Here is a 17,542-nt window from a genome sequence, read left to right on the forward strand (position 1 = left end):
TTATCTCATCCACCTAAAATTTTCATCAAGCATTGAATATGCCAGTTTTTGTAATTCTTTTGATAAAATTATTTTTTTTAATCCGTTGACTGCACACAATTCAGGATTTTTGGCAAGTGTTACTTTCAATCCCGTTCTTCCCTCTATATATGTTGACAGGCCCCGCAGATTTGCAAGTCCTCCTGTCATATAGATTCCGTTTTTCTTTACTTCCGTCAACACTTCCGGAGGTGTACGTTCAATCAAAGATTTTATGGAACGGCTTATCTCTTCTAAAGATTCCTTTATGGCTGCTCTTACAAGACTGATAGAAACATCGTACTGTGTAGGAACACCTGAAATCAAGTTGCGTCCCGCTACAGACAACGTATGATCACTGGCATCATCAAAAATACCGAATTCCTTTCTCAATGTCTCTGCTGTCAGCCTTCCGATAAGAAAATCATGGTTACGTCGAACTCTGTTGACGATTGCTTCGTCCAAAGTTACCCCTCCGACCTTTACGATTCGATTCAGCACAAGCCCTCCGTAAGATAAAACAGATAACTCTGTAATCTCTCCGCCGAAGTTTGCTATAAAAAGTCCTTTTTCTTTTTGTACGTCTAAACCGATTCCAACCGCGTCCGCTATACCGCGTTCCACAATATTAACTTCTTTTGCCTTCGCAGTTGAGTGAATCACCAAATCAAAAAAAGCCCTTTTCTGTACTTCTGTAACATCTGTCGGAACGGCGATTATATATTTAGACCCCCGGGCAAATCTTTTTCCTTTTTTTAACAAATTCTGGAGAAGATACTGTAAATCATTGAAATGGGAAATCTCTCCTTCTTTCATCGGAAAAACAATTTCTATATTATCCGGCGCTTTTTCGTACATCTCATACGCCTCATCACCCACAGAAAAAATAGTGTCTTCGTTCTCAATGGCAATGGCATTTTTCTCTGTCCAAATCGTATCTTTCTTTTTGTCATAGACTTTAATCTCATAAGTTCCCAGGTCTAATCCATATATATTTCCTAACATGATTTTTCCTCTCAATAGGTTATACCAGATTCTTTTCCGCCAGACTGATATAACAGTTATTCCCAATAATAATATGGTCCAGCAGTTCAATTCCGATTAAACTGCCTGCCTCTTTTATCCTTTTTGTAATCAAAATGTCTTCCTTACTTGGAGTCGGATCACCGCTTGGGTGATTGTGCAATAATATAATAGATACAGCATTTTTTTGCAAAGCCTCAATAAATAATTCACGAGGAGATACTAAAGATGCATTCACCGTTCCTTTTGAAATATCCGTTTCTCCTATTAACCTCGCTTTTGTGTTTAACATTAAAAGTTTCATATGTTCCTGCTGATGATGCCGCAGGTCTTCCATGTAATACTCTGCAATCTTTGCGGCAGACGAAAAATCAAGACCTTTGATTGCGGAGGCTTTGGAAAGTCTTCTGCTTAATTCCACAATGCAAACTATCTGAAGTGCCTTTACACGTCCAATTCCGTGAATTTTCTTAAGTTGTGCCAAAGAGTATTGGTGTAAATTGATAAGTCCCCCTCTTTGATTCAAAGGATATAAAATGCGTCTTGCCAGTTCAAGAGAATTACTGTTGATTGCTCCATTTCTTAACAAGACGGCTAAAAGTTCAATATCTGTCAAACTACTTACGCCTAAACGTTCACACTTTTCGTATGGACGTTCCTCTTCCAACATATCTTTAATTTTCTTTGTTTGACTCATTTCAATTATAGACTCATTACGACACAAGATTTATTTTAGCATATTTTAAAATATGTGTATACACCAAACAAATTAAATTTTTCTGAAGAAAGACGAATTTAGTCGAAAGCACGGTAGGTTTTTGCGATTTCTTCTGCCACCTTTAATCCGTCCATTCCGGCAGAAGTGATTCCGCCTGCATAGCCCGCTCCTTCTCCACACGGATAAAGTCCCGCTATCTCGCTCATAAGTCCTTCCCCTCTTTTTATTCTGACCGGAGAAGAAGTTCTGCTTTCCACACCGGAGAGTAATGTATCCTCCTGCGAAAACCCTCGAATTTTGTTGTTAAATTTTTTTATTCCGTCTTCGATGGATTGGGAAATTTCTTCCGGAAAAATGGAACGTACATTGGCAAAAGCATAATTTCCTTTCATAGATGGAGTTACTTTCCCAAACTGAGAGGAGATTTGATTCTTACAAAAATCTTCATAGCGCTGCACCGGAATCTTTCCTTCCGCTAAATTGTACGCCTTTTCTTCCAGTTTTCTTTGAAATTCCACTCCTGAAAGTGCATCTGTTCCGCCATAATCTTCCGGTGTCACCGTAACGATAATGGCGCTGTTTGCATTCTTTCCGCTTCGACTGTGATAACTCATTCCATTGACGGCAAGGCGTTTCTCTTCCGAAGATGCATTGACCACATATCCTCCCGGACACATGCAGAAAGAATATACCCCTCTTCCATTGTCCAGTTGTTCAGCCACTTTATATGACGCCGCAGAAAGCAACGAATTTTCTTCCATACCATATTGAGAGAGATTTATCATTGACTGAAGATGTTCCACTCTGACACCAACCGCAAAAGATTTTGCCTCCATCGGCACTTTCCTTTTATTTAACATTTCAAATGTATCTCTGGCGCTGTGTCCTATGGCGAGCACGACCACTTCACATGGAATTTTTTCCTCTCTGTTTATGATCAGATGTGTTATCTTGTTATCTTCCACACATATATCCGTCACCTGGCTGTGGAATCGGACTTCTCCGCCATGAGAAATAATCGACTGACGCATCTGCTTTACTACATCTGTAAGAATATCCGTGCCGATATGCGCTTTGTTCGTATAACAAATGTCTTCCGGCGCTCCATGCTTTGCAAAAATCTCTAAAACTTTTTGATTTCTGCCAAAAGAATCTTTTACGAGCGTATTTAATTTGCCGTCTGAAAACGTTCCCGCACCACCTTCTCCAAACTGCACATTAGAATTAAGGTTTAATTTGCCGCTTTTCCAAAACGATTCCACATCTTTTATTCTTTCATCTACCGAAGCGCCGCGCTCCAATAAAATCGGACGATAACCGTGTACCGAAAGCATATATGCACAAAAAAGCCCGGCAGGACCGCTGCCTACAATTATCGGACGAAATCGCATCTCTTTTTCCCCGACAGCATTAAACTGGTATGCCTTTGACGGAGACGGCATAATCTGATTACTTTTTACTTTTTGTAAAATTTTCTTTTCTCCTGTAATCGTCGTATCTACCGTATATGTGTAAAAAATCTGCGGCTTTTTTCGCGCATCGGTAGACTGCTTGACAATTTTCACTTCTCTTATTTCTGAAACAGATATACGCAGTATTTTCCCAATCTTCTTTTTCAAATCTTCCTGCGTATGTGTAATCGGTAATTTAATCTGATGAATTCTAATCATATTTTTTCCCTTTCAACGCATTCTTGCCTGCCAAATATCCGGTTGCCCATGCCCACTGCAAATTGTAACCGCCGCAAATACCGTCCGCATCTAAAATTTCTCCGGCAAGGTAAAGTCCTTTCTCATATAAAGATTCCATCGTCTCTATATCTATCTCATTTAAGCGAACTCCTCCCGCACAAACCTGCGCCTGCTCAAAAGAGTTCGTTTCTGTGATTTCTATCTCAAATCCTTTACATTTATCAATTAAGCGCTCCAACCGTTCCTTCTCCACCTCGGAGATAAGCGTTCTCTCCCGTACTCCTGATGCCCGAAGTAAAATCGGCACCAGTTTCTTGTTGAGCAGTCCCACAAGAAATTCTCCCGCCTTTTTTTCTCCATTTTGGCGTATTCTCTTTTCAAAAAATAAAGTTAGTTCTTCTCCCATAAATTCAGGGAAAAAGTCTACTCTCACCTTCGGCGTTTTCTTTTGATAAAGGGCAAGAGCAGCAAAACGGCTAATCTGAAAAACCGGAATTCCCGACAGTCCGTAATCAGTAAACTGCACTTCCCCCGTATCTTCTCCTAATAATTCACCATCAACATAAAGCGATATTTTCGCGTCTGCACGCACTCCTGAAATCTGTTTAAAAAACGTTCCGTTCCCACGCAGTTGCACAAGCGCCGGCACTACCGGAGAAATTGTATGCCCAAACATTTTTGCAAGGCTGTACCCGCTTCCGTCAGAACCAAGAACTGCAGATGCCTTTCCTCCCGCTGCGAGAATAACGGCATCTGCCATATATGTTCCCGTGGAAGAAAGTACTTTAAACTGTTTTGTCTTTTCTATCTTCGTTACATGACTGTTGCAGACAATCTCCACCTGCTGCCTCTTTAATTCCATGTTAAGTACATCTAAAATGGCTGCTGCCTGATTGGATTTCGGATAATAATATCCGTTTCGACTCTTTGGAAAGACACCTAACTCATCAAAAAAATGCAGCGTTTCTTTTGTACCGAACTTTTTTAATACGGCATCAATGCGTTCCACGTCTTCCCCGCGGAAACAACTTATTTCCATATATTCATTTGTAAAATTGCATCTGCCATTTCCGGTGGCCAATATTTTCTTCCCAACTTTTTCTTTGTGTTCCAAAACAATAACGTCCGCACCGTTTCTTGCAGCAGTAATAGCAGCCACCAAACCGGACGCTCCACCGCCGATAACGACAATCTTCTTACTTTTTTTCATACTATCCTTTCACTAAGGCAGTTTTACAAGGCCGCCCTGCACTAATTTTTCCAAACTCATCAAAATTCCCAGTTTCGCATGTGTCCATGTAAGACCACCCTGGAAGTATACGGCATACGGTGGTTTAATCGGTCCGTCTGCACTTAACTCAATGGAAGAACCCTGTACAAACGCACCTGCTGCCATAATGACATCACTGTCATACCCCGGCATTGCCCACGGTTCCGGTGAAACATAACTATCCACAGGTGCTGCCGCCTGAATTCCTTTACAGAAAGCAATTACTCCATCAGGCGTTCCAAATTCAACTGCCTGAATAATATCGTGACGACTTTCACTTCCATTTGGAATCACCGGAAATCCTAACTCTTCATAAATATTTGCGGCAAATATCGCGCCTTTTAGCGCACCGCTTACTACTGTAGGTGCCAAAAACAATCCCTGATAAAAAGACTGCATAACTCCAAGAGATGCTCCCACCTCTTTTCCTAAGCCCGGAGAAGTAAGACGATAAGCACAGTTCTCAATACATTCATTTTTCCCTGCTATATATCCCCCGATTGGTGCAAGACCGCCGCCCGGATTTTTAATAAGAGAACCTACAACCATATCCGCGCCCACGTCACTTGGCTCAATCGTTTCTACAAACTCACCGTAACAGTTATCCACCATGCAGATTACGTCCGGTTTAATTTTTTTTACAAAAGCAATCAGTTCGCCAATCTGTGAAACAGAGAAACTCGGTCTTGTCTGGTACCCTTTTGAGCGCTGAATTGTAACCAGTTTTGTTTTTTCATTTATCGCTTTTTCAATGCTTTCGTAGTCAAATGTTCCGTTTTCCAGCAGATCCACCTGTCGGTAAGAAATTCCATACTCAGCAAGAGAACCTTTCGATTCACGAATTCCGATTACTTCCTCCAGTGTGTCATACGGTTTCCCTGCGGGAGATAAAAGTTCATCTCCCGGTCTTAAATTTGCGCTGAGCGCAAGGGCAAGAGCATGTGTTCCACATGTAATCTGAGGTCTTACTAAAGCCGACTCTGTATGAAATACACTTGCATATACCTCTTCCAGTGTATCACGTCCCAAGTCATTATACCCGTATCCGCTGGCATAGTTAAAACACGCCTCGCTCACTCTCCTGTCCTGCATTGCTTTAATCACTTTCAATTGATTAAATTCTGCAACCTCATCTACCTTCTGAAAACGTTCCGTCAGTTTTTCTTCTATCTTCTTTCCAAAAGCATATACCTCTTCTGAAATTCCTAATTGTTCATACTGTGTTTTTGTTTCTAACATGGAAATATAATCCTTTCTTTTATCTTCTCAAGAAGAAATGCTAAGATTTTCTCCTCGTCGTAATCAAATTCATCTTTATTTACCCAGATAACGTCCTTTTCACGTTTAAACCACGTAATCTGACGTTTTGCAAAATGTCTTGTGTCTCTTTTCAAAATGTAAACGGCTTCCTCGAGAGAAGTGACACCGTTTAGATAATCTAAAATTTCTTTATAGCCAAGTCCCTGCATGGAAGTCATTTCCCTTGTATATCCCTTTTCTTTTAGCGCTTCCACCTCAGACACAAGCCCCTCTTTAATCATTTCATCTATACGCAATTCAATCCGTTTATATAAATGTCCCCTGACATCGTTTAAGACAAAATAACAAAATTGATACGGAGATTCTTTCTCCCTCTCTTTTTCGTTATGCTCAGAAATCTTCTGCCCTGTCTGTCTAAAAAATTCCAGCGCTCTTATCACACGTTTCACGTTATTTGCATGAATGGATTGAGCCGATTTCTCGTCAACCGCCTTAAGCATCTCGTGGAGATACTCTGCTCCTTTTGTACGGGAAATCTCTTCCAACTCCCGTCTGTACGACGTATCTTCATTGTTTTCCGTAAAATCAATATCATACAAAAGCGCCTGAATATAAAATCCCGTTCCACCTACAACAATAGGGATTTTCCCTTTCGCATAGATTTCCTCCATCGCCGCTTTCGCCAACTGCTGAAATTTTACCACATGGAATTCCTCGTCCGGCTCCAGCACATCAATTAAATAATGCTTTACCCCCTGCATTTCCTCCTTGGTAATTTTTGCCGAACCGATATCCATATGCCTGTAAACCTGCATGGAATCCGCAGAGATAATTTCCCCTCCAAGTGCTTTTGCTAAATTTATAGATGCTTTTGTTTTTCCGACAGCAGTAGGTCCTGTTAATATAATTAATGGCTTTTTACTCATTCTAAACAATCCTTTTAAACTTTTTCTCTAATTCTCTTTTTGTCATTGCAATAATCGTCGGTCTTCCGTGAGGACAATGATACGGATTCTCCAACTCCAAAAGTTCTCCTATTAACGCATTTACTTCCGCAGAAGATAATTTCGCATTTCCCTTTACCGCCGCTTTACATGACATGGACGCAATTTTCTCTCCAATCAGATCCGGCGCTTCCGCTGAAGTAATATCATCTGAAAGGTTATCCAACATTTCCATTAATAATTCCTTCTTTGCAATACTAAACAAATTATCCGGTACCGCTCTCACCGCAAATGAATCGCCTCCAAAATTTTCTATCTCAAATCCAATTTTGGAAAACAAATCCATATGCTCCGTCAATAACCGCGCCTCCTGCATGGATAGGTTTAAAATAATCGGCGGACTCAAATACTGGGAAGTAAATGTTCTGTCCTTCATGCCATGCAATGTTTTTTCATACAACACTCTCTCATGTGCCGCATGCTGGTCTATAATATATAACTGCTCCTGAAATTCCACAAGCCAATATGTATCAAATACCTGTCCAATCAGTTTATACTCCTGAACGGCTTTTTTTGTAAGCAATTTTTCTTCAAAAAAGTTTAACTGCTCTGCCTTCATTTCCTGCGACATATCGGGTTGTGCCGGTTGCATTACGGGCTGTGCAGACCGTTCTTCCCGTTCCCGATTTTTATTGTAAGTAACCGCCTCTTTAATTCTGTCAATTTGCAGATTCCCCCGATGTAATTCCGTTGTATCTTTCACTTCAGCCTGTGATGCCTGACGATGATAAGACTGTACACGTTCCCTCATCTTTTTCATAAAATATGCTTCATCATGCACCTCCGGAACCTTTTTTTCAGGTACGTTCTTTTCTTCTGCCGGCTTTGAAATTTCCACCCTCGGAATCAGTTCCGGTTCTATAAGAGTTTCCTTCACTGCGCGATAAACGAAATCATATACTTCCTGCCGGTGGCTAAAACGAAGTTCCATTTTTGTCGGGTGTACGTTTACATCAATATCATTTCCGTCCAGCCAGAAATGAAGTACGGTAAACGGATATTTATGCTGCATGGTAAAATCTTTATATGCATCTTCAATCGCTTTCGCAATAATGTTGCTTTTTACATATCTGCCATTGATATAGTAATTCTCGTAATTGCGGTTTCCTCTGGAAATAAGCGGTTTTCCAATATAACCGCTCACTCGCATTTTGCCTTCATCACGGTTCACTTCCAACAGATTATTTGCAATTTCCCTGCCAAAAACATGGTAAATTACATCTTTTACTTTACCGTTTCCTGCCGTATGCAATTTACTCTGTCCATTGTTAATAAACTGAATCGAAACTTCCGGGTGTGATAAAGCAAGACGTACCATCAACTCATTTACATGGCTTGCCTCTGTCATCGGCGTCTTCAAAAATTTGCGTCGGGCAGGCGTATTATAGAAAATCTGATGTACGAGAAATGTAGTGCCGTCAGGCGCACCCACTTCCTCAAGACTTTTCTCCACACCGCCTTCTATTGTATATTTTACTCCAAAATCATTTTCTTTTGTTTTTGTGATTACTTCCACCTGCGCTATCGCTGAAATGCTGGAAAGCGCCTCGCCTCTAAACCCTAGAGAAGAAACTGTTGCCAAATCTTTTTCTGAACGTATCTTACTTGTGGAATGACGAAGAAAGGCAAGTGAAACTTCCTCTTTCGGAATTCCGCAGCCATTATCCGTTATTCTGATAAAAGATATTCCGCCCTCTTTGATTTCTACCGTTACAGCGGTTGCATTTGCATCAATCGCATTCTCCACCAATTCTTTTACAATGGAAGCCGGGCGCTCAATCACTTCTCCTGCTGCTATTTTATCAATTGTAATCTGGTCCAAGACTTGAATATTCGGCATATATCTTCCCCTTTTCTTTTACCATCTGTTTTTCAGTTTATTCTGCAAACGATAAATCGTATTTAGTGCGTCCATAGGTGTCATACGACTTACGTCCAGTTCTTCCAGTTCCTTTAACACGTCGTCATCTTTAACCGTATCAAACAATGACATCTGAGCCAAATCTACTTCATCGTACTTCTTTTGTTTTGTTCTTGCTTTCGATTCCTGCCCCTGAATTTTGATATCTTTCACCCGTGTTGTAATGTCCGCTTCACTTAATTCACTGACGATTTCCTTCGCTCTTAAGATGACAGACTCCGGAACTCCTGCCAGTTTTGCAACCTGAATTCCGTAACTTTTATCTGCTCCGCCTTTTACAATCTTTCTGAGAAAGACAATGTCATCGCCCTTTTCTTTTACGGCGATACAGTAGTTGTTTACACTGTCAATCTTTCCTTCCAGTTCCGTCAGTTCATGGTAATGTGTTGCAAACAGTGTTTTTGCTCCGAGAAGTTTTGCATTACTTATATGTTCAACAACTGCCCACGCAATACTCAATCCGTCAAACGTACTTGTTCCACGGCCGATTTCATCTAAAATAAGCAAACTTCTGTTTGTGGCATTTCTCAAAATATTGGCAACCTCCGTCATTTCAACCATAAACGTACTCTGTCCCGATGCCAGGTCGTCTGATGCACCTACTCTTGTGAAAATACGGTCAACAATTCCAACATTTGCACTCTCAGCAGGTACAAATGTTCCTATCTGTGCCATAAGAACGATAAGAGCTGTCTGTCTCATGTACGTTGATTTACCTGCCATGTTTGGTCCCGTGATAATGGAAACTCTGTTTTTCTTATCATCAAGTAATGTATCATTAGCAATAAACATATCGTTTGGAATCATTTTTTCTACAACGGGGTGACGGCCGTTTTTAATGTCAATAACACCCTTTTCATTGATTTTAGGGCGAACATAGTTATTTCGCTCTGCCACAAGAGCCAGTGATGCAAACACGTCTATCTTCGCAATTGCTTTCGCTGTCTTTTGTATGCGTACTACCTCATCTGCTATTTTATCACGGATTTTACAGTAAATTTCATATTCCAACGCATACAGTTTGTCTTCTGCACCTAAAATCGTGTCCTCTAATTCTTTCAGTCGTGGAATGATATATCTTTCCGCATTTGCAAGCGTCTGCTTTCTTGTATAGTAATCCGGTACAAGTTCCTTATATGAATTTGTCACTTCCAAATAATAACCAAATACCTTGTTATATTTGATTTTCAGATTTTTAATTCCTGTTTTTTCCCTCTCTTCCGCTTCTAACTCTGCAAGCCATGTTTTTCCTTCCGTTTTTGCATTGCGAAGTTTGTCTACTTCCGCATCATATCCGTCCTTAATAATACCTCCCTCTTTCATGGCAAGAGGAGGTTCTTCTTTAATTGCACTTTGTACAAGTTCACACAAGTCTTCCAACGTATCCAATTTTCTGTACAGGCTCATCAATAATGGTGATGTCATATCAGATAAAATATATTTAATGTGCGGCAGCATGGCAAGAGAACTTTGAAACGCAGTCAAATCTCTCGGATTTGCCGACTGATATGTAATCTTGCTGATTAATCTCTCCAAGTCATAGACAGGAGTTAAATATTCTCTGATTTCTTCTCTTGCGATGGCATTATCTTTTAACTCTCCCACCGCATCAAGTCTTGCCAGAATATCTTCCTTATTAATTAAAGGCTGCTCCACATAACTTCTCAATGTTCTCGCACCCATGGCTGTCTTTGTTTTATCTAAAACCCATAAAAGAGAACCTCTCTTCTGCTTTTCCCGAAGCGTTTCACATAACTCCAAATTTCTCCTTGTGGAACTGTCAAGCAGCATGTATTTTCCTGTTGTATAACTGATAATCCCCGTAAGATGTGAGAGTGTCGTTTTTTGTGTCTCATAAAGATATTTAAGAAGCGCTCCTGCACCTATTACGCCGCAGTTATAATCTCCAAGTCCTAATCCCTCAAGAGAACTTACTTTAAAATGTTCTTTTAATATTTTCGTACACATGGCATCATCAAAATACCATGCGTCCAAAGAATAAATTGCAATTCCAAGACGATTTTTCAAATCATCTATATCAAGCCCGCTCATATAAAATGGCTCGTTACATATAATTTCCGATGGTGCAAACTTAGCAATCTCATCTAACAGTTTTCTTCCCGTATCCAATTCTGTCACAAAATAATCTCCGGTAGAAATATCCGCAACCGACAATCCGTATCTGTCTGCAATATATACAATACACATAATATAATTATTTCTGGATTCATCTAAAGACTGTGTATTTAAGTTTGTTCCCGGGGTAACAATTCGGACGACCTCACGCTTTACGATTCCTTTTGCAACTTTCGGATCTTCCACCTGTTCACAAATAGCCACTTTATATCCTTTTGATACAAGCCTTGTCAGATAACCTTCCACAGCGTGATAAGGAACACCACACATTGGCGCCCTCTCTTCCATACCACAGTTTTTCCCTGTTAATGTCAATTCCAGTTCCTGCGACGCCGTCACCGCATCGTCAAAGAACATCTCATAAAAATCTCCTAATCTATAAAATAAAATACAGTCCTGATACTGTTTTTTCATTTCAACATACTGTTGCATCATTGGAGTCAACTCAGACATTTTCCCATTTCCTCCTTATTTTTACAGTGATTTCTTTTGTCATTTTTCCATTATGTTCATATCTTATCAATCATAACAAATTTCAAAGTGCTTTTCAATGTAAAAAATATAGGTATTATTATATGCTTTTATCAAATTTCCCTTTTTATTTACAGCACATGAAAATCCGGTTTCTCCTCCCCATAAATCCAATGCACAAAATACCCTCCGCCAATTATTCCCAATGCACATAGCCCCGAAAAAATTATGGCAAAAGGCGCGCAGATTTGTCCAAATAACTGAAAAGGCTGGTCCGTATAATCCCAAACCTGCCAACGAAGCCACTTATTTACAACAATTCCGGTAATAAATTCTCCGGCAATAACGAAAATTGTACATCTTATAATTTGTATCCATAAAGGTTCCCTCCATTTTAGCACAAGTCCCTGCCATACGCAGAAAACTGCACAGATTCCTCCGAGAACAAACATTGTCCAGTGAGAAAATCCCCGAAAAAACATTTCAAAAGTATAGTAGAGCGTTCCACCCAACGCCCATATAAATAGATATTCACTTAACCTTTTCAAAGAAAAAACGCCCTTTCTATTTACTTTATTGTTCTTAGTAAATAGTTTGGACGTATCTTCTTAAAATATGGGTGGTAGTTATTTCTTATTCCACTCTCGTACCGATATAATAAAACCCTTTACATTCTTCTAATTTTACATCAACAATTTTTCCGATAAGGTCTTCATCTCCCGGAAAATGCACCAAAATATTATTGCTTAGTCTGCCTGTCACAAGAGAATCGTCATGGTCATTTAGCGATTCGACTAAGACTTCCTGCGTTGTTCCCGTATGTACACCGCACACCTCTGTAGAAATTCCCTGTACTTCTTTTAGAAGACGGTCAAAACGATCCTTTACAACATCGTCAGCAATCTGATTTTCCATTGTGGCAGCAGGTGTACCTGTACGTTTTGAGTAGATAAATGTAAACGCACTGTCGTAGCGAACCTGTTTCACAACGTCCATTGTCTCAAGGAAATCTTCTTCCGTCTCTCCAGGGAAGCCGACAATAATATCTGTTGTCAGAGAAATATCCGGAATGGCGGTTTTGATTTTTCTGACTAATTCCAAATATTGTTCTTTTGTGTAACGGCGGTTCATCTTCTGTAAAATCCGTGAACTTCCTGACTGTACAGGTAAATGTAAATGTTTACAAATCTTTTTGGAGTTTTTCATCACTTCAATTAAATCGTCGGACAAATCTTTCGGGTGTGATGTCATAAAACGGATTCTCTTCAGTCCGTCAATTTTCTCCACTTCCTGTAATAACTGTGCAAACGTCATCGGTGTCTCCAAATTTTTCCCATAGGAGTTTACATTCTGCCCGAGAAGCATAACTTCCACAACACCGTCTGCAACTAAACGCTCAATTTCTCTTACGATATCTTTTGGATTACGGCTTCTCTCACGTCCACGCACATATGGAACAATGCAGTAACTGCAAAAATTGTTACAGCCAAACATAATATTAACGCCGGATTTAAAGGAGAATTTACGCTCGCTAGGTAAATCTTCCACGATTTTGTCCGTGTCTTTCCAAATATCAATTACCATACGTTCCGACTCAAAACGAGTTACGATTAATTCGGCAAATTTATAAATATTGTGTGTTCCAAAAATCAAATCAACAAAGCGATAACTCTTCTTTAATTTCTCCACCACTTCCGGTTCCTGCATCATACAGCCACAAAGTCCAATCATCATATGTGGATTTTCTTTTTTCACTCTCTTTAACTGTCCAAGACGTCCGTAGACACGCATATTGGCATTTTCGCGAACTGTACATGTATTATAAATAATAAAATCTGCCTTTTCTTCATCAGTTTCTTCCACATATCCTATCTGTTCCAGAATACCGACCAATTTTTCAGAATCTCTTGCATTCATCTGACAACCGAATGTTGTTACACAGAAAGTAAGGGAACGCCCTAAGTTTTCTGCCTGTTCAGCGACATATTTTTTTGCTTTCGCCATATAATAATACTGTCTGTCCGGTTCATTGACAGGTGCTTCTTTATTCAAATCGATTTCTCCAATTACTTTATCTAAATCTTTTAACATATGTTTTCCTTTCTTTTATCAAAAGTGATATATGACTTTACAATTATACGATATAGCGCACCCTTTTGCAAGAATACAATCTGCTCTATACAAACTGGTTTTTTATTCCATCATATTCATACCCTATGCCCTCAAGTTTATGTATAATGTCTTTTTTCTCTGCGTTCATATCCTCACACAAATCATCTAAACTTTTATAATAATCTCTTAATTTTGTATTGACAACACTCAATAAAAGTATTGCATCTTTCGGCAAGTTCATCATATTATTTCTCCTTTATCCGTCCATATACTATCCGGACTAACATCATATTTTTCTGCGGGTATGCTTTCTGCTTCCTGAAAAGAAAATCCGATTCCTATTTTAAAGTGGTTCGGATATTTCTGTAAGTATCTGTCATAAAAACCGCCTCCATATCCCAAGCGGTGTTTTTCTCTGTCAAAAGCAACCAACGGCATTATCAGCAAAGCATTGTCTTCCGTTGCCTCCTCATTTGTTTCCGGCGGTTCAAAAATTCCTTTGTACCCTTCCGCCAATTCCTCTATTCCGCGAATATAATAAAATTTCATTTCGTTTCCGATGACTTTAGGGACAGCCACTTTCTTTCCGGCCTTCAGGCTATATATAATAAAACGCCATGTGTCCGGCTCGTTGCGATAGGACACATAGCTATAGATTGTGTTACTTTCTTTATAAATTGGCTGTGCAATAAGTTCTTCTATCACTTTATCACTTTTTCTTCTCCATTCATCTTTAGAAAGTGACTCTCTTCTTTTTAATATCCGTCTTCTAATTTGCTTTTTTATTTCCAAATTTTTCTCCTAAATTTGTAATTGTTCCGTCCTTTTCCTGAATGGAAATGTTATTTAACTGCCCACGAAGATTTCTCTTAAATGCATCTATATATTCTGCCCTTAATACTTTCTGTTCCTGAAATTCTTCCGCCGTCAGCCCTTCTGCTTTTGATTTTCTATATAATTCATTGATTCTCTGAATTTTTTCTTCTAACATCTCTTTTGTCCTTTCTCTTCTTTTATCAACTGGAATAATTTTCTAAAAATCCGTATACTTCCTCAAGTCCCGGAAGTTTTTTCCCTTTCTTAATTTCATTCGCCAAGTCGCTTGGAAGTTCCTCCATACGGATATCCGTATATTCAAACACTGTTTTTTTGTCACTCTGATATACAGCAATAAACCCATTTAATTCCTGCAAATAATAAATATCAGATTGAAACGCTTCGCCCTCCGTTGCCACAGACGGATTATTTTCTTCTGCCTCGGTTTCTTTTTCAAGTTCCATTTTCGCATGATGATAACTCATCTGATATGCAACCGTCAATGCTATCAGACATGTTACTGTTGCAACGAGAAAACGAATACTGTATTTCTTTTTCATAGGACAACCCCTTTTTTATTTACAGTATTCGCCTGTTATCCCTAATCTATACAAGCATGGGAAGCATTTTTTCTAAAAGAACGCCTTCGCGTTTATTGTAGTCATAACGATACGTTTCCGCAATACATGTTTTTACAAACTGATGCGCTTTTACAATATTTTCTTTTAAAGGAAGTCCTCTCATACAGTTTCCTAAAATCACTCCGTCAAATACATCTCCCGTTCCATGTATATTGTGCGGCTCACAGTCGAGATAAAGACAATCTTTTTTCCCTTTTTCACAATAAAGAATGCCTGTCCCTTCTGCTGCCGTCACACTTGTAATCACCATATCCTTTGCGCCAAGTTTCATCAGTCTTTCGCACAGTTCATTTTGATAAGTCTGACTTGGATTTTTCCTGTATTCCATTCCCGCAAGAAAACATGCTTCCGTATAATTTGGGAGGATTAAATCTGAAAACGCTAACAGTTTTTTCACCGCCTGTAAATAGGAAGAATCAAAATTACCGTAAAACTCACCATTATCTCCCATAATCGTATCCGTAACCACTTTTGCTTTCGGAAAATGCCGGATAAAGTCCAGCACCCCGTCAACCATATCGCAGTTTCCCAAATAACCGACAAAAATAAAATCAAACTCAATTTTTTCTTTTTTGTAATGCTTTGCGCAGTCGCTCAGATAATCGGGAGAAACCGGACATATAACCGGCTTCCCATATCCTCCTGTATGCGTAGACAAAAGCATTGTAGGAACCAGACAAACTTCCATTCCCATCACACTCAAAATAGGAATCATATTCATCGCTCCCGCTTTTCCCACTCCACATATATCATGGAGTACGGCAACTTTTTTTATCGGTTTCATCTATTCTTCCTCTTCTCTCAATAAATGAAATTTTTTCAATACATTAACTACTTTTCTTCCTTTCGGCATGGCAAGGATTTCACTTTCCGTAAGTCCTCCAAGCAGCAGCAACGCCAAAGAATATACGAGAACCGCTACAAGAACAGAAATGATTGTCGCCACTTTTTCCGGCATAATATTTGCAAATGCTACCTGAATGACAAATGCAATCACACCCATAATGATTGACGCAATAAGCGGAAGAATAAATGTTTTATAGTATTCCTGATGGTATCCGATTTCCTTTCTCAATGCACGCCCGTTCAATATGCACATACTGAGCGAGAATACAATTGTACTTCCGATAACCGCAAAAATATTCATCTTTAACACAACAAGCATAATGAACAGTGAAACCAGATGAATCACAAGAGAAATTGCTGCATTTTTAATCGGTGTAGTCATACGGTCAATTCCCTGTAACATAGCGTTTGTAATTGTAGACAGCGAATAAAATGCAATGGTTATCGCACCCGTTATCAACAAAAGAGCAGGTGTGGAATTATCACCATTGAACAATAAATTCATAATCGGTTTTGCAAGAACCATATATCCAATCGTGCTCGGAATGGAAATCAACATGGAAAACCGTGTCGCCAACTGAATTTTACTATGTACCAGTCTGCGGTCACCCGATGTCATCGCTGCAGTCAGACTCGGAATAACAGATGCACCAATAGCATTCGCTATGGCAAGCGGTACATTTACAAGTGTATTAAATTTCCCCGTATACATTCCCCAGAGTGTTTCGTATTTTTCTTTCGACATTCCCTGTATCGACATTATATTACTGAAAATACCCGCATCTAAAATCTTTGTACTCTGATATACGGCAGTACTTAAAATGACAGGAATAATTGTCATCAATAAAATAGGAAAAATTGTTCCATATTCTTCCTGATAAGTTGTATGGTCACGTCTTAACTGTTTTCTAATAATCTTTCTATAGATAAACAGAACAAAAAGTAAAAATAAAAGTCCTGAGACCGCTCCCACAAAGGTTCCAAGAGTACCTCCTGCTGCCGCATAAGCCGGTCCTAAATATTCTTTGCCTTTTGCTTCAGCCGCTTTTTTCCCAAACTCGAATAAATAACTGGCTCCGACAACACTGACAATCGCATTGACAATCTGCTCTAAAATCTGTGACACTGCAGTGGGAATCATTGTACCCAGCCCCTGAAAATATCCGCGTACAACTCCCATAATTGCCACAACGAGAAGACAAGGTGCAAGTACCCTTAATGCATATTGGCTTGGACCCATCGCCATAATTTTTGTTGCAATAAAATCTGCTCCAAAAAAGACAATCAGACCGATTAACGAACCGGACACCAGTCCAAAAATTAATGCCGATTTAAACACCTTAAACGCATTTCTTCTCTCGCCTTTTGACACCCTGGCCGATACCAGTTTTGAAACGGCAAGGGGAAGGCTGTATGAAGTCAAAAGAAGCGCCAGCGAATAAATCTCAAAGGCAATACCATAATATCCTTGCCCCTGATCCCCCATAATGTTAATGAGGGGAATACGGTAAATAACCCCTATAATTTTCGTAATAATTCCGGCCGAAGCCAAAATCATACCCTGAACGAGAAATGCTCCCTCGTGTTTTTTTCCTTTTGTTTCCATGTATTATAC

Annotated in this window: 16 protein-coding genes; all 16 read right to left on the bottom strand. The window is 39.5% G+C overall.

The window, feature by feature from the left end; all coding sequences use genetic code 11:
• The 16 genes from ACYQ35_RS03990 to ACYQ35_RS04065 all read right to left on the bottom strand — a co-directional run bounded on the left by ACYQ35_RS03990 (position 1) and on the right by ACYQ35_RS04065 (position 17,533).
• The gene (locus ACYQ35_RS03990) at positions 1-1,023 is read right to left on the bottom strand and encodes a rod shape-determining protein (RefSeq protein ID WP_009757036.1); all 1,023 of its coding nucleotides are present in this window, start codon (positions 1,021-1,023) and stop codon (positions 1-3) included.
• A gap of 19 nt (positions 1,024-1,042) precedes the next feature.
• Complete coding sequence (gene radC, locus ACYQ35_RS03995; RefSeq protein WP_009757037.1) at positions 1,043-1,738, bottom strand: RadC family protein; 696 nt, start codon at positions 1,736-1,738, stop codon at positions 1,043-1,045.
• A gap of 98 nt (positions 1,739-1,836) precedes the next feature.
• Positions 1,837-3,429 (bottom strand): NAD(P)/FAD-dependent oxidoreductase, encoded by a 1,593-nt coding sequence (locus ACYQ35_RS04000; protein WP_459830485.1) that lies wholly within the window; start codon positions 3,427-3,429, stop codon positions 1,837-1,839.
• Positions 3,422-4,660, bottom strand: a complete 1,239-nt coding sequence (locus tag ACYQ35_RS04005) for a BaiN/RdsA family NAD(P)/FAD-dependent oxidoreductase (protein ID WP_459830488.1) — start codon at positions 4,658-4,660, stop codon at positions 3,422-3,424. The genes ACYQ35_RS04000 and ACYQ35_RS04005 overlap by 8 nt, the downstream gene beginning before the upstream one ends.
• 12 nt (positions 4,661-4,672) lie before the next feature.
• Entirely contained in the window at positions 4,673-5,959 is a 1,287-nt protein-coding gene (locus ACYQ35_RS04010) for a methionine gamma-lyase family protein (RefSeq protein ID WP_459830490.1), read from the bottom strand.
• A complete protein-coding gene (gene miaA / locus ACYQ35_RS04015) occupies positions 5,953-6,906 on the bottom strand; it encodes a tRNA (adenosine(37)-N6)-dimethylallyltransferase MiaA (RefSeq protein WP_459830493.1) in 954 nt (317 codons plus the stop codon). Before miaA ends, ACYQ35_RS04010 begins: the two co-directional genes overlap by 7 nt.
• 1 nt (position 6,907) lies before the next feature.
• A complete protein-coding gene (mutL, locus tag ACYQ35_RS04020; protein ID WP_459830495.1) occupies positions 6,908-8,824 on the bottom strand; it encodes a DNA mismatch repair endonuclease MutL in 1,917 nt (638 codons plus the stop codon).
• 18 nt (positions 8,825-8,842) lie between these two features.
• Positions 8,843-11,494, bottom strand: a complete 2,652-nt coding sequence (gene mutS, locus ACYQ35_RS04025; protein ID WP_459830497.1) for a DNA mismatch repair protein MutS — start codon at positions 11,492-11,494, stop codon at positions 8,843-8,845.
• 149 nt (positions 11,495-11,643) lie between these two features.
• A complete protein-coding gene (locus tag ACYQ35_RS04030; protein WP_459830499.1) occupies positions 11,644-12,060 on the bottom strand; it encodes a putative ABC transporter permease in 417 nt (138 codons plus the stop codon).
• Positions 12,061-12,145: 85 nt separating this feature from the next.
• Positions 12,146-13,603: a tRNA (N6-isopentenyl adenosine(37)-C2)-methylthiotransferase MiaB gene (miaB, locus tag ACYQ35_RS04035; protein ID WP_459830502.1), complete on the bottom strand. Its 1,458-nt coding sequence runs from the start codon at positions 13,601-13,603 to the stop codon at positions 12,146-12,148.
• Between the two features lie 85 nt (positions 13,604-13,688).
• Positions 13,689-13,868: a DUF4250 domain-containing protein gene (locus ACYQ35_RS04040; RefSeq protein WP_009757046.1), complete on the bottom strand. Its 180-nt coding sequence runs from the start codon at positions 13,866-13,868 to the stop codon at positions 13,689-13,691.
• Positions 13,865-14,416: a 5-formyltetrahydrofolate cyclo-ligase gene (locus ACYQ35_RS04045; RefSeq protein ID WP_459830506.1), complete on the bottom strand. Its 552-nt coding sequence runs from the start codon at positions 14,414-14,416 to the stop codon at positions 13,865-13,867. Before ACYQ35_RS04045 ends, ACYQ35_RS04040 begins: the two co-directional genes overlap by 4 nt.
• Complete coding sequence (locus ACYQ35_RS04050) at positions 14,394-14,615, bottom strand: DUF896 domain-containing protein (RefSeq protein WP_459830508.1); 222 nt, start codon at positions 14,613-14,615, stop codon at positions 14,394-14,396. Before ACYQ35_RS04050 ends, ACYQ35_RS04045 begins: the two co-directional genes overlap by 23 nt.
• 25 nt (positions 14,616-14,640) lie before the next feature.
• Positions 14,641-15,000 carry a hypothetical protein gene (locus ACYQ35_RS04055; RefSeq protein ID WP_459830510.1) on the bottom strand — a complete coding sequence of 120 codons (360 nt, stop codon included), beginning with the start codon at positions 14,998-15,000 and terminating at the stop codon, positions 14,641-14,643.
• Between the two features lie 46 nt (positions 15,001-15,046).
• Positions 15,047-15,865, bottom strand: coding sequence for a pyridoxamine kinase (locus ACYQ35_RS04060; protein ID WP_009757050.1), 819 nt, complete (start codon positions 15,863-15,865; stop codon positions 15,047-15,049).
• On the bottom strand, positions 15,866-17,533 hold the full coding sequence (locus ACYQ35_RS04065) for a putative polysaccharide biosynthesis protein (RefSeq protein WP_009757051.1): 1,668 nt from the start codon (positions 17,531-17,533) through the stop codon (positions 15,866-15,868).
• Between the last annotated feature and the right edge of the window lie 9 nt (positions 17,534-17,542).

It is taken from the genome of Faecalimonas hominis, from assembly GCF_054660755.1.

Bases quoted from the DNA above. Each gene is read 5' to 3' on its own strand.
- ACYQ35_RS03990 (WP_009757036.1), bottom strand. From the start codon at position 1,023: ATGTTAGGAAATATATATGGATTAGACCTGGGAACTTATGAGATTAAA.
- radC (WP_009757037.1), bottom strand. From the start codon at position 1,738: ATGAGTCAAACAAAGAAAATTAAAGATATGTTGGAAGAGGAACGTCCA.
- ACYQ35_RS04000 (WP_459830485.1), bottom strand. From the start codon at position 3,429: ATGATTAGAATTCATCAGATTAAATTACCGATTACACATACGCAGGAA.
- ACYQ35_RS04005 (WP_459830488.1), bottom strand. From the start codon at position 4,660: ATGAAAAAAAGTAAGAAGATTGTCGTTATCGGCGGTGGAGCGTCCGGT.
- ACYQ35_RS04010 (WP_459830490.1), bottom strand. From the start codon at position 5,959: ATGTTAGAAACAAAAACACAGTATGAACAATTAGGAATTTCAGAAGAG.
- miaA (WP_459830493.1), bottom strand. From the start codon at position 6,906: ATGAGTAAAAAGCCATTAATTATATTAACAGGACCTACTGCTGTCGGA.
- mutL (WP_459830495.1), bottom strand. From the start codon at position 8,824: ATGCCGAATATTCAAGTCTTGGACCAGATTACAATTGATAAAATAGCA.
- mutS (WP_459830497.1), bottom strand. From the start codon at position 11,494: ATGTCTGAGTTGACTCCAATGATGCAACAGTATGTTGAAATGAAAAAA.
- miaB (WP_459830502.1), bottom strand. From the start codon at position 13,603: ATGTTAAAAGATTTAGATAAAGTAATTGGAGAAATCGATTTGAATAAA.
- ACYQ35_RS04040 (WP_009757046.1), bottom strand. From the start codon at position 13,868: ATGATGAACTTGCCGAAAGATGCAATACTTTTATTGAGTGTTGTCAAT.
- ACYQ35_RS04050 (WP_459830508.1), bottom strand. From the start codon at position 14,615: ATGTTAGAAGAAAAAATTCAGAGAATCAATGAATTATATAGAAAATCA.
- ACYQ35_RS04055 (WP_459830510.1), bottom strand. From the start codon at position 15,000: ATGAAAAAGAAATACAGTATTCGTTTTCTCGTTGCAACAGTAACATGT.
- ACYQ35_RS04060 (WP_009757050.1), bottom strand. From the start codon at position 15,865: ATGAAACCGATAAAAAAAGTTGCCGTACTCCATGATATATGTGGAGTG.
- ACYQ35_RS04065 (WP_009757051.1), bottom strand. From the start codon at position 17,533: ATGGAAACAAAAGGAAAAAAACACGAGGGAGCATTTCTCGTTCAGGGT.